The sequence below is a fragment of the Pseudomonas sp. DD1 genome, from assembly GCF_044510355.1.
Classification (GTDB): Bacteria; Pseudomonadota; Gammaproteobacteria; order Pseudomonadales; family Pseudomonadaceae; genus Aquipseudomonas; species Aquipseudomonas shahriarae.
Genome location: NZ_MSAJ01000008.1, coordinates 25,167 through 39,209 on the forward strand (window position 1 = coordinate 25,167; position 14,043 = coordinate 39,209).

Annotated in this window: 13 protein-coding genes; 11 read left to right on the forward strand and 2 right to left on the reverse strand. The window is 61.5% G+C overall.

Going from position 1 to position 14,043, the window contains the following annotated elements; genetic code table 11:
* From PSFL_RS06390 to PSFL_RS06420, 7 genes are all read left to right on the forward strand, one after another.
* Positions 1 to 501: a sigma-70 family RNA polymerase sigma factor gene (locus tag PSFL_RS06390; protein WP_057438495.1), complete on the forward strand. Its 501-nt coding sequence runs from the start codon at positions 1 to 3 to the stop codon at positions 499 to 501.
* A 32-nt stretch (positions 502 to 533) separates the two neighbouring features.
* Positions 534 to 1,502 carry a FecR family protein gene (locus PSFL_RS06395; RefSeq protein WP_169961238.1) on the forward strand — a complete coding sequence of 323 codons (969 nt, stop codon included), beginning with the start codon at positions 534 to 536 and terminating at the stop codon, positions 1,500 to 1,502.
* Between the two features lie 84 nt (positions 1,503 to 1,586).
* Positions 1,587 to 3,983, forward strand: coding sequence for a TonB-dependent receptor (locus PSFL_RS06400; RefSeq protein ID WP_216312565.1), 2,397 nt, complete (start codon positions 1,587 to 1,589; stop codon positions 3,981 to 3,983).
* Positions 3,984 to 4,290: 307 nt separating this feature from the next.
* A complete protein-coding gene (locus PSFL_RS06405) occupies positions 4,291 to 5,133 on the forward strand; it encodes a hypothetical protein (protein ID WP_397469822.1) in 843 nt (280 codons plus the stop codon).
* Positions 5,134 to 5,480: 347 nt separating this feature from the next.
* Complete coding sequence (locus PSFL_RS06410) at positions 5,481 to 5,717, forward strand: hypothetical protein (RefSeq protein ID WP_057438497.1); 237 nt, start codon at positions 5,481 to 5,483, stop codon at positions 5,715 to 5,717.
* A 145-nt stretch (positions 5,718 to 5,862) separates the two neighbouring features.
* Entirely contained in the window at positions 5,863 to 6,237 is a 375-nt protein-coding gene (locus PSFL_RS06415) for a hypothetical protein (RefSeq protein WP_152987925.1), read from the forward strand.
* Positions 6,227 to 6,841, forward strand: a complete 615-nt coding sequence (locus PSFL_RS06420) for a hypothetical protein (RefSeq protein ID WP_057438498.1) — start codon at positions 6,227 to 6,229, stop codon at positions 6,839 to 6,841. Before PSFL_RS06415 ends, PSFL_RS06420 begins: the two co-directional genes overlap by 11 nt.
* 12 nt (positions 6,842 to 6,853) lie before the next feature.
* Here PSFL_RS06420 and PSFL_RS06425 read toward each other — a convergent pair whose 3' ends face one another.
* Complete coding sequence (locus tag PSFL_RS06425) at positions 6,854 to 8,005, reverse strand: MFS transporter (protein ID WP_057959079.1); 1,152 nt, start codon at positions 8,003 to 8,005, stop codon at positions 6,854 to 6,856.
* 259 nt (positions 8,006 to 8,264) lie between these two features.
* Positions 8,265 to 8,927 (reverse strand): carboxymuconolactone decarboxylase family protein, encoded by a 663-nt coding sequence (locus PSFL_RS06430; protein WP_057959080.1) that lies wholly within the window; start codon positions 8,925 to 8,927, stop codon positions 8,265 to 8,267.
* A gap of 218 nt (positions 8,928 to 9,145) precedes the next feature.
* Between PSFL_RS06430 and PSFL_RS06435 the strand changes: the two genes are divergently transcribed.
* From PSFL_RS06435 to PSFL_RS06450, 4 genes are all read left to right on the forward strand, one after another.
* Entirely contained in the window at positions 9,146 to 10,117 is a 972-nt protein-coding gene (locus PSFL_RS06435) for a diaminopimelate epimerase (RefSeq protein WP_397469823.1), read from the forward strand.
* Positions 10,118 to 10,407: 290 nt separating this feature from the next.
* Complete coding sequence (locus PSFL_RS06440; RefSeq protein WP_273872550.1) at positions 10,408 to 12,429, forward strand: type VI secretion system tip protein VgrG; 2,022 nt, start codon at positions 10,408 to 10,410, stop codon at positions 12,427 to 12,429.
* The gene (locus PSFL_RS06445) at positions 12,429 to 13,259 is read left to right on the forward strand and encodes a DUF4123 domain-containing protein (RefSeq protein ID WP_057959082.1); all 831 of its coding nucleotides are present in this window, start codon (positions 12,429 to 12,431) and stop codon (positions 13,257 to 13,259) included. Before PSFL_RS06440 ends, PSFL_RS06445 begins: the two co-directional genes overlap by 1 nt.
* The gene (locus PSFL_RS06450) at positions 13,256 to 14,038 is read left to right on the forward strand and encodes a hypothetical protein (RefSeq protein ID WP_397469824.1); all 783 of its coding nucleotides are present in this window, start codon (positions 13,256 to 13,258) and stop codon (positions 14,036 to 14,038) included. The genes PSFL_RS06445 and PSFL_RS06450 overlap by 4 nt, the downstream gene beginning before the upstream one ends.
* The last annotated feature ends 5 nt before the right edge of the window (positions 14,039 to 14,043 follow it).

Sequence of the window (14,043 nt, forward strand, 5' to 3'; positions counted from 1 at the left end):
ATGACTCCCCAGCCGCCCCGCAGACCAGGCTTTTTCGCGTACTACGAAGAGTTGGTCGGGACCTGGACGCGTCGCTTGCGCAATCGCCAGCAGGCCGAGGACCTGGCCCACGATACGTTTGTGCGGGTATTGGAGTCCAAGTCGGCGCGGGTCGAGCAGCCGCGTGCCTATTTGCACCAGACGGCGCGCAATATTGCGGTGGACGCCTATCGGCGTGCAGACCGGCGCGAAGCACTGGAACTGCAAGGTCTTGACCAGAGTGCGCCGCACAGTGGCGACCCGGAGCATTTCATGCACGCCGTCCAGTTGGCGGACTCCATCGAGCGGGCCCTGGCCGAATTGCCCCTCAATTGCCGCAGGATTTTCATCTGGCAAAAAATCGAAGGCATGACCCAACAGGAAATCGCCGAGCGCCTGGGGCTTTCTAAAAACATGGTGGAAAAGTATATGATCCGCACCCTGCGGCATCTGCGCGAGCGCCTGGATGCGCTGGCCCCATGACCAATGCCCGCTTTGAAACAGGACCTTCCATGATGGATACCCGCGAGTGTGCCTGTGGCAGTGCAACGGTGCGCGACGAGGCGGCGCAGTGGTTTGTGCGTCTGCAGGACCCGCCCCTGAGCGTTGAGGAGCAGGGGCTTTTTGACAGTTGGTGTAGGGAGCATCCCGCGCACCAGTATGAGTTCGAGGTGCTGCAGGGGCTGTGGAGCGCCGCCGACCTGCTGCCCAAGGTGCGTTTGCAGGCCCTGCTCGATACGCCTGTGCCGCGCAAGCGTCGCGGGGCCGTGGGCTATGCCATGGCGGCCAGCGTGTTGGCGGTGGCCGTCGGCCTTGGGTTGTTCAGTGGCCTGGACCACCCGCGCGGCTATGAGGCGCAATTCAGCACCGGGTTGGGTGAGCGGCGACAGGTGGCGCTGCCGGATGGCTCGCTGATGGACCTCAACAGCCGTAGCGTGGTGGCGGTGCATTACGAAAAGGGCCGGCGTGGGATCGAACTCAAGCAGGGTGAAGCGCTGTTCAGCGTTGAGCACGACACCCACCGGCCTTTTGTGGTGCAGGCCGGGGCAGGGCAGGTGACGGTCACCGGGACCCGGTTTGACGTGCGCCGCGACGATGACCAGACCCGCGTGGTGGTCGAGGCCGGAACGGTCAAGGTACAAGGGCAGGCTGCCCAGCCAGCGGTCACCCTGACCGCCGGCCTCGGTACCTCGATCGACCGTCAGGGCGCGGTCGCGGCGGCCCGCCCGGTCAACGCCCAGGCACTGTTGGCCTGGCAGACCGGCAAGCTGGTGTTCAACGATGCCAGCCTGGCCGAGGTGGCCCGGGAAGTCTCGCGCTACCGCGAAAAACCCTTGCGGGTCAGCGCTGCCGCCAGCGAGTTGCGCCTGACCAGCGTGTTCAAATCCGATGACACCGATGCCTTGCTCAAGGCCCTGCCGCACATTCTGCCGGTGGCTCTGCGCACGCTGCCCGACGGTAGCCAGGAAATAATTTCACGCTAGGTTCAGGTTTTTTCCGAGTTCTTCGTCTTCTTGTCCAACTGCAACTGGTTTGCATTAACAGCCGCGCTTTCTTGGGATTACGACGTGACAAAACTCGCTGCGAACAACAATAAAACTGCCCGCTGGGCGCCATTGGCCCTGGCCCTGGCGATCAGTACTGCGGCCTATGCCGACGATGCCATCCACATCAAGGCCCAGCCACTGGGGGCGGCACTGAGCCAATTGGGCCAGCAAACCTCACTGCAAGTGTTTTTCAGCCCGCAGATGGTGGCCGGCAAACAAGCCCCGGCCGTCGATGGCAACCTGTCGCCGGAGCAGGCCCTGCGCCAGTTGCTGCAAGGCAGCGGCCTGGACTACCAGATCGACTCGGGCTCGGTGACATTGCATCCCCTCGCCACTGGCACCGGTGAAGCCGGTTCACCCCTGGAACTTGGCACGACCGCGATCCAGGTGGTGGGCGACTGGCTGGGCGATGCCAACGCCGAAGTGGTGCAGAACCATCCCGGCGCGCGTACCGTGATCCGGCGCGAGGCTATGGTAGAGCAGGGCGCGATGAACGTCGGTGACGTGCTGCGCCGGGTGCCTGGGGTGCAGGTGCAGGAATCCAACGGTACCGGTGGCAGCGATATTTCCCTCAACGTCGGCGTACGCGGTCTGACATCGCGCTTGTCGCCGCGCTCCACAGTGTTGATCGACGGCATTCCTGCGGCGTTCGCACCCTATGGCCAGCCCCAGTTGTCGATGGCACCGATTTCCGCCGGTAACCTGGAGAGCATCGACGTGGTACGCGGCGCCGGTTCCGTGCGGTATGGCCCACAGAACGTCGGCGGCGTGATCAACTTCGTGACCCGGGCGATCCCCGAGACCTTTTCCGGTGAAGTCGGCACCACCCTGCAGACCTCGTCCCATGGCGGCTGGAAACATGTCGACAACGCATTTATCGGCGGCACCGCAGACAACGGCATTGGCATGGCGCTCCTGTATTCCGGGGTCAATGGCAACGGTTATCGCGACAGCAACAACGGGAACGACATTGACGATGTGATCCTCAAGACCCACTGGGCGCCGACCGATCAAGACGATTTCACCCTCAATTTCCATTACTACGACGCCAGCGCCGATATGCCCGGCGGCCTGACCCAGAAGCAGTTCGACGCCAACCCTTACCAGTCGGTGCGCGACTGGGACAACTTCAGCGGCCGGCGCAAGGATGTGTCCTTCAAGTACATCCGCCAGATCGACGACCGCACCCAGGCCGAAGTGCTGACCTATTATTCCGACAGTTTCCGGGGCAGCAACATCGCCAACCGTGACCTGAAAACCCTCAGCTCCTACCCGCGGACCTACTACACGTTCGGCATCGAGCCACGGGTGTCCCATGTGTTCGAGCTGGGCCCGACCACCCAGGAAGCCAGTATCGGCTATCGCTACTTGAAAGAAGGCATGCACGAGCAGGCCACCAGTCTCAACCTGATCAACAACGTGCCGACGCCGGGTGGCCAGAGTGACGGCCATGTGTACCAGGACCGCACCGGTGGCACCGAGGCCAACGCGTTCTATATTGATGACAAGATCGACGTGGGCAAGTGGACGATTACCCCCGGTATCCGCTTTGAAAGCATCCGCACCCAATGGCATGACCGCCCGGTGGTAGCGCTCAATGGTTCCCGCACCCAGGAGAAGCACCGCGCGATCAAGAACAACGAACCGCTGCCGGCGCTGAGCGTGATGTACCACGTGTCCGATGCCTGGAAGCTGTTCGCCAACTACGAAACATCCTTCGGCAGCCTGCAGTATTTCCAGCTGGGCCAGGGCGGAAATGGCGACCAGACGGCCAACGGCCTGCAACCGGAAAAGGCCAAGACCTACGAGATCGGCACCCGCTACAACGACAACGTCTGGGGCGGCGAAGTGACGCTGTTTTACATCGACTTCTCCGATGAGTTGCAATACGTCAGCAATGACGTGGGCTGGACTAACCTGGGCGCGACCAAACACACGGGTATCGAAGCTTCGGCCCATTACGACCTGGCCGACCTCGACCCACGTCTGGAGGGCCTGAGTGCCAATGCCGGCTTTACCTACACCAAGGCGACCGCTGAAGGTGATGTGGCGTTCAAGGGCCGTGACCTGCCGTTGTACTCCCGGCAAGTGGCGACCCTGGGGCTGCGTTATGCCGTCAATCACTGGACCCATAACCTGGACGCGTATGCCCAGTCCGGCCAGCGCGCGCCAGGCACCACCAACACCTATATCACCGAACCGACCGCCGACGGCCAGTACGGGGATATCCCGGGGTATGTTTCCGTCAATGTGCGCAGTGGCTATGACTTCGGCCCGCAACTGTCGAACCTGAAGTTGGGTGTCGGGGTGAAAAACGTGTTTGACCAGCAGCACTTCACCCGTTCCAGCGACAACAACGCCGGGATTTACCTGGGTGAGCCACGCACCTTCTTTGTACAGGCGAGCGTGGGGTTCTGACGGGGAATCGTCGCCTGCCGGCGACGATTTTTCTATTGATGGGGGGCGTCGCTGCTGACGCCCTTCCACGCGCTTTTCCTCTTGGCCTTTCTCTTGCTCCTTACGATCCTTCAGCCGAGGTTGAAGGGGACGTTGGCGGGCTTCCTACCTTTTTTAGGCGATTTTCGTCGCTTTCCGGAACCGAACTCCCCCAGTCCGCCACAGACACAATTAGCCCACTGTGCACAGACATCCGGTGATCAATTTATCGCCTGGGTGCTTCGGACGGTGAGGTACATCGTGTCAACAAGCCGCACTGGAGAACATTATGTCGGTACCTGCGTTCAATCAGCCTGTCGTCAATCTACCGAATGACGCCATGCGTCACGAGGCCGAGGCCAACACCACGGGCGCTGCGGCGTCGGCCGCCGGGCCAGCCGCCAAGGGGCCTAGTTTCAGCGGGCCAGAGAGCAAGTCTGGGCCGGTGTTTGCGGCTGCGCAGCCGATGGCACAAGGCGCCGCCGGCGTACAGGCCGATGCTGCCCGGGGGGGCAGGCCCCCGCTCCCTGGGAGCCTGCCGCCAAGGCCGTTCCCGCAGCAACCCGATCCGATCTATTCAAAGCGCAGCCATGATCAGTTGGCCCAGCAACTTCTGGATAATTTCAAGGCGTTCAACGATCCGAAAAACCCGGACTACATTACGCCGCAGGGGTTGAAAGCAAAGGCTGAAACACCCCTGACAAAGTACCCGCACAAGAATCAGGACATCCGGCTGGCCAGGGAAATCATGAAGCGTCCGGACCTGCTCAAAGCGCTTGACCGTGATGGTCGTACGGGGGGGCTGGATGCTCAGATCAGCCGTCAAAACATCTATGACGTCATCCGCTCTGACAACCCCTTGAAGTACAAGGACGATGAACAACTCGCCAAGGACATGCTGAAGAATTTCAATCAGCTCAAAGGCAGTTTCTGGAGCAAAGACATCAAGGTCGCCGATCTCAATGCCAGGGCCCAGCGCCCGTTGACAGGTAACCCTCATCGGGACCAACTCACCCACCTGGCGAGGGAGGTCTTCAACCGCTCCAACTTGCTGCAACAAATGGACAACGTTGCTAGCCCCGACTATGACGGCAGAATCAGCAAGCGTGGGTTGAAGAAGTTGTCCCATTAAACCGCCGGTATTGCACTGGGAGCACACAACCGGGAAGCGCCGCGAGTCTTTCGCGGTATTTCCCGGTTCGACCAGGGTTGCCAGTCTTGCGGATGACCGCTCTGGCTGGGGCTGCACGTGTCCACTTATCGCCTGCCACTTCGCTGATCAGGAACTGTTTTCAGCGGTTTGCCACATAACGTGTATCTGACGGCCTTTATGACGCCGGCAGTTTCACTCAAAGAGAGGGTGTTGACATGACTTCAACGTCGTTTGGAACTCAAACTCCCGGCCTGCCGCAATCCCTTCTTGCTCCACCTTGCGAAAACACGACGCAGAGACAACTTTTCGATGCCCAGAATCAGGCTATGCCGGAAGGGGAAGGCGCCGAAGCCCAACGGGTAAGGAATTTTTCCGGCCAGTACACCTTCAAGGCCCCGGCGGCGGATGACTTCGCCAAAGGCATGCAGTCCTACCGCGCCACTGCCGTCCCAACCACCACCATGCAGACGCCTGCGGGTACGACGAGCGGGTTGATCAATGCCATAAAAGCCTTGCTGGGCGGTTCTCGATCAGGAGCATTGTCGCCCCGAGAACCTGACTGAGGGCCGCGCCCAGGACTGATCATTGTTTACATACAGACATCGAAATTGATCGGGTGCCCCGGAACCATTGCCGGTGGTTGGCCACATACTTTGCGCTTGCTGGAAACCCACCCTTGCACTGACGGTGGTGGCAGCCGGTCTGAGTATGGATCTAGAAAAGGTGGATATGAACATGGCAATTGACGGTGGGGTACCTCTCCTGCGGCCCGATGTTACGAGCCGCCATGAAGCGATACCGGATGACGCACAACAGAAAGCTCATGCTGCTTCAAGCGAGACCACGCCGCGTGGCTGGCAGGCCGATAATCAACCTTTGCCCAGCACTATCCGCTCTTCGGGATTCCGCCGCCCGTTGCGGTGGGCCACGCCCGATGAGGTCATGCTGCATCATCAGGAGCTGAGAAACGCACCCTCGACGCGTACCCCCAATGTGAACCCCTATACCCAATTGCCGGACCGCCAGTTAGTCAAGGCGCTGGGTGACCATTTTTCCGTGCTGGAAAATTTTCATGAAAAATGAAGGACTGAAACTGTCGTCGCTGCGGCGAATTGCCAGTGCAAAAATGACTGACACACCGGCGCTCAACAACGCCATTCTGCTGGCCAGGGCACTGGTCCAGCGCCCGCGGTTGATCGACGCGATCCTTGACGAAGAGGGGTTTATAACGCGGCAAAGCCTGGAGCGGGCGGTACAGGGTGTGTTTGGCAACAGCGACCCCAATGCCTTCAGTCCGGATCCTTTTCACGCCAAGACCAATGTCGAGTTGGTGCTGGCGTTCAGGGCCGCTTTTGATGAACTGCGTGACAGATCCCGGGACCGCACGGGCTTTTTTGAGAGTGTCGGCTACGTCCAGATCGAGCGGCTTGTGTCAATCAGTAAGGATCCGGATGAAACGGACCAGAACGGTGCCGTTATTCGAGACCCTGCCACGGGGCTACCGAAAAAAATGTACAGCGAACAACTGGTGTATATGTCAAAAAACCTGGTGGACCGTCCCAGGCTTTTGAGTTCCCTGGAACGCATCCATTCTGGCTGGCGACGCATTTACGGTAGTCATTACCAGAAGGGATGGCTGAGCAACAAAGACCTTGACGGCTGGCTTGAAAACACTAGAGACCTGTAGCGCCTGGGGGCCTTACACCCGCAGTATTTTGCCGCTGATCGCCACCGCCAACAGCAGCACGGCGATCAACACAAAGGCCACGCTCAGGCTGCTGCCGTGGGCGATAAAACCAATCAGCGCGGGGCCTGCGAGAATACCGGCATATCCCAGGGTGGTAATGGCGGGCACCGCAATGTGCTCCGGCATGACCGTTTGCTTGCCCACCGCGGTGTACAGCACCGGCACGATATTCGAACAGCCGGCACCGACCAGGGCATAACCCAGCAGGGCGGTTTCCCATGCCGGGAGCAGGGTGGCCAGCAGCATGCCGGCGGTGGCCAGCAAACCACCGATCACGATCACCCGTTTGGCACCCAGGCGGCGCACAATGGCATCGCCGGTCAGGCGGCCGAGGGTCATTGTCAAGGCAAACGCCGCATAACCCAGGCCCGCGTAGGCTTCGTCGAGGCCGCGTTCGTCGCTGAGAAACACCGCGCTCCAATCGAGCACGGCACCCTCTGCCAGGAATACGATAAAACACAGGCAGCCGATAAACAGCACCACCCCATGGGGGATGGCGAAGGCCGGGCCGGAGCTTTCGCTGCCGTAGGGCAACAAGTGCGGGGCCGCCTTGAGCAAGGCGCCCAGGGTAATCACGATAACCACCAGGGTGGCCGAAAGCGGTGACAGCCCCAGGCCGAGCAGCGCACTGACACCTGCCGCCCCCACAATCCCCCCCAGGCTGAACAGCCCATGGAAGCCCGACATCATGGTTTTGCCACTGGCCCGCTCAACAATCACCGCCTGCAGGTTGACGGTGGAGTCCACCGTGCCCAGGCCTGCACCAAACAGAAACAATCCGGCCATCAGCAAGGGTATCGAGCTGACCGTGGCCAGCATCGGCAAGGCCACGCAGAGCAGCAGCGTCCCGGCGCTCAACACGCGGCGGCAGCCGAAGCGTGACGCCAGCGCGCCGGCCATCGGCATGGCAATGATCGACCCCACTCCCAGGCACAACAGCAACAGGCCCAGGGTGCCTTCGTTGAGCTGCGCACGGGCCTTGGCATAGGGGACCAACGGTGCCCAGGCCGCGATGCCGAAGCCGGCAATAAAAAACGCGATACGGGTCGACATTTGTTCCAGGCGTCCCGGAACCACAGGCGCCTGGGGGGTGATGGCAGTCATGAATATCCTTGGTTTTGCGTTCAGCGAACGATGTCCAGCGCGACATCCTTGCACATCAGGCCCTATCGAGCGAGCCAGGTTCCCTTGCGGGCCGCGAAGTTTTTACTGACAACACGGAACACTTTTACCGTGGATCACCACACAGAGGTTATCGGGCCTGCTTGAGGTGGCCTGGAGGGTGCGTAATCCCTGTGAGTAGCGTTGAACCCCAGGCTGCTTGCACAGGATTACCACCTTCCAGGCCACTTCTGCGCGTGGGTCAGTTGGGGGTTGGGAGATATGCCCTGACTTGCACCACGTCGGCGCCAGCGACCCGCACCAGGAGGGTGCCACGGGGCGTGGTTTCCTGGCCGATGTAACTCTCCACCAGCACCCGATCCGCAGCCGTGGCGTGCAGCGATAGCTTATGGGGTTTGCGCAGCAGCTTTCGAGCCTGGGCGTCCACCGGGAATGACGGCTGGCCCCGGCGCACACTGTCGCAAAACGCTACTGCCACGGCCCGTGGCGGCGGTGGTGGCGGCGAGGGCAGGTTGGCTGCGGTGAACAGCAGGTTGAGCTGCTCGGCGGTGGCGACGGCACGGGGGAAACCGGTAAAGGCCGAGGCCACCAGCAGCAGTTCAGTCAGCTCCCCAGGCGCCAGGCCTTGGGCCAGGCTGGTCTTGAAATGCACGCTCAACGGCGGGCCGACCATACCGGCGGCGACGATCGCGGCAAAGATCGCTGCTTCCTGCAAGCGCGGATCAAGGCCCGGGCGCTCGTGCAGATAGCCGTACACCACACCGACCGCCAACTCGCCCAGGGCCGGCGCGGTATGGAACAACGCATCCAGGCGTGCGCCGCCATCCGGTACCCGCTCAATGAATGTTTTGCGGCCGGCGCGGTAAAGCGTTTCAACGGGGCTCTGCGGGGCAAGTGTCTTCATGGTGCATCCTCCAGGAAAATGAGGACGGCGTTTGCTCGACTGCGCACGGACTTCGGCCTGATGAAAACGTCCATCCAGGGACACAGGAGTGTAGGGCGCGCTGGTTTTTTTTGCCATGCTCGGCGCGCTCGCTGTTGGTGTCCTACGCTGAGATCGCCCACAATCGCCAGGCGCTTTTCCCATGGCCGATCATCGGCGGATGCTGAGGTGATCTCACAATGACCCTGTTCTACGACGCTCGCGGCAATATCTACGGTGTGGCCAGCCCGGCCCTGTTGCGCAGCCGGGGCCTTGCCGTGCCCGATAACGCCGCCCTGGCCGCCAGCACTCGCCAGGCGTGGACGGGGCTGGCGATAGCGTCCGAATGTGGCTGGGGGACGTCGCCGCGCCCAGCCGAGGCCAAGGCCTATCGCTGCGACGGTTTGCTGGTCGGGCCGTTCCAGGCTGCACCGCCGTATGACCTGCTGATCGTCAATACCGACGGTTCCCTGGCCGAGCGCAGCGGCAATGGTTTGACGATCTTTGCCCAGGCCCTGACGGACGCGGGGCTGATGACCCAGGCCTGCGAGCTACGGGTACACCACGATCAACCTGATGGGGTGACGCCGCTGGTGACCGGGGTTGAACCGGCGGTCTATGGGGAGCTCCATGGGTTCTGGCTGGCACTGGGGCAGCCAGCATTTGGGCCGCAGGCAGTGGCAGCGATGGGGCCGGAAAGCGCCGAGCCTGGCCCAGTGAATGAGCTGGCTGCGATCAACCCGCAATGGACCCGCAGCCAATTTGTGCGTATCGGCAACCCCCATTGTGTGACCTTGGTCGAACACGTATCGGCCTTGCCGGACAATCGGCAGATGCACCAACCTGATCTGTTCGAGCCGTTGAAAGCGATTGCCTTCGCTCCTCCCGCAGGTAATGGCCGGCCCTGTGCGGCCGGGGTCAACCTGCAATGGGCAGCGCGAGACTCTGCCAATCGGCTGATTGCCCGGGTGTTCGAGCGCGGTGAGGGGCCCACGGCATCCTCCGGGACCAGTGCCAGCGCAGTGGCCTGTGCGGCATGGCGGGCGGGTTGGGTCAAGGCGGGAGAGGTGGCCGTGGTGATGCCGGGCGGTACGGCGCCAGTACGCTTGCACGTTCAGGCAGATGCGCTGCTGGGTGTCAGCCTGTTCGGGACCGCGATGCTTCAAGGCTGAGGTACGTGATGGCTTAACTAAGTGTCAGTTGTTTCTTTATTGTTTAGTTATTGTTTGAAGCGTCGCGTAAGGAAGTTCCTGCTGTTAGGGCTTGGTTTGTTTTGAGGATTTCTCATCTTGTAAAAGAGACTTCCATTGTGTCCGTACGAAACTTCTTTTTTATTTTCAAAGCGCCGAATTCTCGTGGATCTCGCTAATCTTTAGAGCGTTCAGGCACTTCTTTGGCCGCAGATTTTTTGTTTGGCGGGAGGGAGTATTTCAGTCAGATAGTGGATGGCGGGTAACAACGGATGGTGAGTGCGTTTGTTTCGTCACGTTTCAACTTTATTGTTCAAGGCATGGAGACAGACTTCCAAGTACTGGCATTCAAAGGCCGCGAAGCCCTTGACCAGCCCTACTTCATCGAAGTGCAACTGGTCAGCGAAAACCCCGGCCTTGACCTAGAAGCATTGCTGCACCAGCCGGCCTATCTAGGCTTCGGTGAAATGGGCGAAGGTTTGCACGGGCAGGTGTATGCCGTCGGTCGCGATGACCCCGGGGGCCGGCTCACTCGTTATCGCCTGACCCTGGCGCCGCGCCTGGCGTGGCTGGAGCATCGGCGCGACCAGCGCATCTTTCAACAACGCAGCGTGCCGCAGATCATCGCGGCCGTGCTCGAGCACCACGGCATCCTGGCCGACGCGTATGCCTTCGAGTTGGGTCCGGTGGTCTATCCGCCCCGCACGTTCTGTGTGCAATACGCGGAAACCGACCTGCACTTCCTCCAGAGGCTGTGTGAGGAGGAGGGGATTCACTACCACTTTCGCCACAGCCCGGACGCCCATGTATTGGTGTTTGGGGATGACCAGACGGTGTTCCGTCGCCTGCCTGCACAGCGTTATCGCCCTGCCAGCGGGCCGGCCGCCGAGGCACGGGGGATCCAGCGTTTCGATGTGCGCCTGGCGACGCGCAGCCGCCAGGCAGTGCGCCGTGATCACGACTTCGAGCATCCTTCACGGCGTTTGCAGGAACACGCCGGGGCTGCATCGGTGCTGCCTCTTGAGGACTACCATTACCCCGCCGGGTTTACCGGCCATGCGCGGGGTGTGCAATTGGCGCGTCGCAGCCTGGAGCGCCATCAGCGCGACCGTCACCGGGCCTTGGGCAAGAGTGATCAACCGGCGTTGTGCAGTGGTCATTTCCTGCCGTTGCACGATCACCCGCAGCCTGCCTGCAATGACTTGTGGCTGCTTACGTCGGTGCGTCACGAGGGGTATCAACCCCAGGCGCTGGAGGAGGCGATGCCCGCTGGCGACAGGTTCCAGGGCTATCGCAACCGCTTCAACGCCACGCCCTGGCGTGCGATCCACCGCCCGGCGCTCAAGCATCCCAAGCCAACCATTACCGGCAGCCAGACAGCCACTGTGACGGGCCCGGTGGGCGAGGAGGTGCATTGCGATGCCTACGGCCGGGTGAAGGTGCGTTTTCACTGGGATCGCCTGGACAAGGCCAGTGATAAAAGCAGTTGTTGGGTACGGGTGGCTTCCGGCTGGGCGGGCGACGGTTTTGGCGCGATCATGACGCCCCGGGTCGGCATGGAAGTGCTGGTGACCTTCCTGGAGGGCGACCCGGACCGGCCATTGATCAACGGTTGCCTGCCCAATGCGCGGCATATGCCGCCTTATCCACTGCCGCAACACAAAACCTGCAGTGTATTGCGCAGCCGCAGTTCCCCCGGTGGTGCGGGCGGCAACGAACTGCACCTGGAGGACCGCCTGGGTGAAGAGCTTATCTACCTGCGGGCCCAGCGGGACTGGCAGCAGCAGGTAGGGCGTGACAGCCACCTGGAAGTCGGCGGGGAGCGGCGGGAAACCATTCGCGGCCCGAGCACGGTGCGCCTGGAAAGCGCCGAACAGCGACATGTCAGTGGTGATCGCAAGGTGGTCCTGGGGGCGAGCGATCACCTCCAGGTGCAGGGCGATAGCCTGGCCTATATCGGCCAGGCACTGGTGATCGAGGCAGGGCAACAGGTTCATCTCAAGGCGGGTGCCAGCCTGGTGATCGACGCTGGCGCGCAGTTGAGCCTCAAGGCCGGAGGCGAGCACGTACTGATCCAGGCTGGTGGGATCTTCAGCAGTCGCCCGATTACCCTGGGTGGCCAACCGGCCGTTGCGCGCTCGGCCAGCCCTGCGGGTGCGGCCGTCAGCGGTGCGGAAATTTCAGCGGCCCAGGCTGTCGTCATGAGCATGGCCCGGCAACTGGATGCGGACTTCTGCCCGGTATGTGAACGCTGCCGCGAAGGCGTGTGCGACATCCGTGGGAGGGCGGCCTGATGCTGCGTACACCGGGCCAATGGATGACCCAACAGCAGCAGGCAGGACGCCGGCTGTGTTTGATTCTTGAGGGAAACAGCAATGCCCGTCAGCCGCTGATGGCGCCTCGCAACCTGGGGCAATGTTGCAGCCTTTACGGTGGCAGTGCAGTGGCGGTACTGGCGGCTGACGGGCCGGTGATCCTGCTGGTGGAGCAGTTCGATGAGCCTGCGCTTGTGGGGTTGCTCGAGCACCCTGAGATGAACTGGGGCTGGCTGGGCAGCTTGCCCGACGCGGACCTGGGCAACGTCATCGAGCATTGGCAGGCGCGGATGCTGGTGGGGCCACCGGGCAATCAGGCCCTGTACCGTTTCCACGACAACCGCACCCTGGGGCGTGCGCTGACCAGCGTGCCGGTAGCGCAATGGCCGGCCTATCTCGGGCCACTGATCAGCGTCTGCTACTGGCACGAAGAGCAATGGTGCTGCGCCAACAACCCAGCGCCCGGAAAGTACCCGATACCCGACCCCGCTCCTTGGCTCAACATCCCCAACCCCCAGGCCTCGGCCATTCTGCAGGCCAATATCCTGCGCTACCTGCTGGCCGAACACAGCGAAAGCCTTGCGGCGCTGGTCGAGTTCCAGGATCCAGGGGGATGGCTGGCCCAGGTACTGGACGAGGCCCGCAGTTGGCAATGGTACGGCGCTCTGCAACTGGAGTTTTTGGTGGTGCGGCGTTTGGCAGAGGCAACCGGGCCCAGGGTGATTCAGTGGCAGCCGCTGAAGGGGGAGGCGCCGGAGGAACACTTCAGGCGGGTGGCTGAGCAGTGGCGCACGTTGGGGCAAGCATGAGTAACCAGGCGTGTGGAGTTCTGCTGGTGCTGGGTATGGCCTGGACATCGGGGTGTGCGGTGGTGCCCGTTGATCGCTTTACCTTGGAGGTGGATTTGCCAGCCAATTTCCGCGTTAAAAGCGCCGCTAACTACAGCCCCGCAGCAGGTGAACGTTGCACCTTGCCTTGGCGTCGAGGCAAAAGGCCCGAGCGGAAGATTTTTAGTGTTCCCTACAGCCCGGTAGCCAGCCGCGTGACCCAGGCGCTGCCCCTGACTGAAACAGTCGAGGGCTGCCCGTTGGTATTGCGCAGCGTGGAGTTTGATTTTTATGCGCGGTGGGGCGCGCGCGATACGGATGTTGGCGGAGATATTGCGGCTATCCATATTCAGGATCGTTTAGACGCGGATGGGTCGGGGAGGCCTGAGTCGGGGGTGCTGGAGTTGCAAGCACGATGCAGGTGGTTCTTTCGCACAGTGGGGCCGGTGCATGCGATCAGGAAAATCCTCATGTGCAGATCAGTGGACGCAAATGGGCTTTCAAGTAAAGCGTCGGCAGGCGGCGCTGTGCAACGAAATCGACTGGCGGGGCAAAAACTCAGGCTGGTGTTGAACCTGTCTGACGAAGAGCTGCCTGCCTTTGACGATAACTGGGTAGCTGTTCCAAACGGCTGGAGGCGGTGCCGGGGTGAGAGTTTCGAAGATATGTTCGCGTACTGCCGGGGCAATACGACCGACTTCAAACCTATAAAAATGCCTGACGGACGTATCTGTGATGTTTATCCAACGTGCAACTACTAACAGGG

What these genes read in the sequence shown, in the direction of transcription:
- PSFL_RS06450 (WP_397469824.1), top strand. Translation starts at nt 13,256, where the DNA reads ATGAGTAACCAGGCGTGTGGAGTTCTGCTGGTGCTGGGTATGGCCTGG.
- PSFL_RS06415 (WP_152987925.1), top strand. Translation starts at nt 5,863, where the DNA reads ATGGATCTAGAAAAGGTGGATATGAACATGGCAATTGACGGTGGGGTA.
- PSFL_RS06420 (WP_057438498.1), top strand. Translation starts at nt 6,227, where the DNA reads ATGAAAAATGAAGGACTGAAACTGTCGTCGCTGCGGCGAATTGCCAGT.
- PSFL_RS06405 (WP_397469822.1), top strand. Translation starts at nt 4,291, where the DNA reads ATGTCGGTACCTGCGTTCAATCAGCCTGTCGTCAATCTACCGAATGAC.
- PSFL_RS06430 (WP_057959080.1), bottom strand. Translation starts at nt 8,927, where the DNA reads ATGAAGACACTTGCCCCGCAGAGCCCCGTTGAAACGCTTTACCGCGCC.
- PSFL_RS06395 (WP_169961238.1), top strand. Translation starts at nt 534, where the DNA reads ATGGATACCCGCGAGTGTGCCTGTGGCAGTGCAACGGTGCGCGACGAG.
- PSFL_RS06435 (WP_397469823.1), top strand. Translation starts at nt 9,146, where the DNA reads ATGACCCTGTTCTACGACGCTCGCGGCAATATCTACGGTGTGGCCAGC.
- PSFL_RS06410 (WP_057438497.1), top strand. Translation starts at nt 5,481, where the DNA reads ATGCCGGAAGGGGAAGGCGCCGAAGCCCAACGGGTAAGGAATTTTTCC.
- PSFL_RS06425 (WP_057959079.1), bottom strand. Translation starts at nt 8,005, where the DNA reads ATGACTGCCATCACCCCCCAGGCGCCTGTGGTTCCGGGACGCCTGGAA.
- PSFL_RS06440 (WP_273872550.1), top strand. Translation starts at nt 10,408, where the DNA reads ATGGTGAGTGCGTTTGTTTCGTCACGTTTCAACTTTATTGTTCAAGGC.
- PSFL_RS06445 (WP_057959082.1), top strand. Translation starts at nt 12,429, where the DNA reads ATGCTGCGTACACCGGGCCAATGGATGACCCAACAGCAGCAGGCAGGA.
- PSFL_RS06390 (WP_057438495.1), top strand. Translation starts at nt 1, where the DNA reads ATGACTCCCCAGCCGCCCCGCAGACCAGGCTTTTTCGCGTACTACGAA.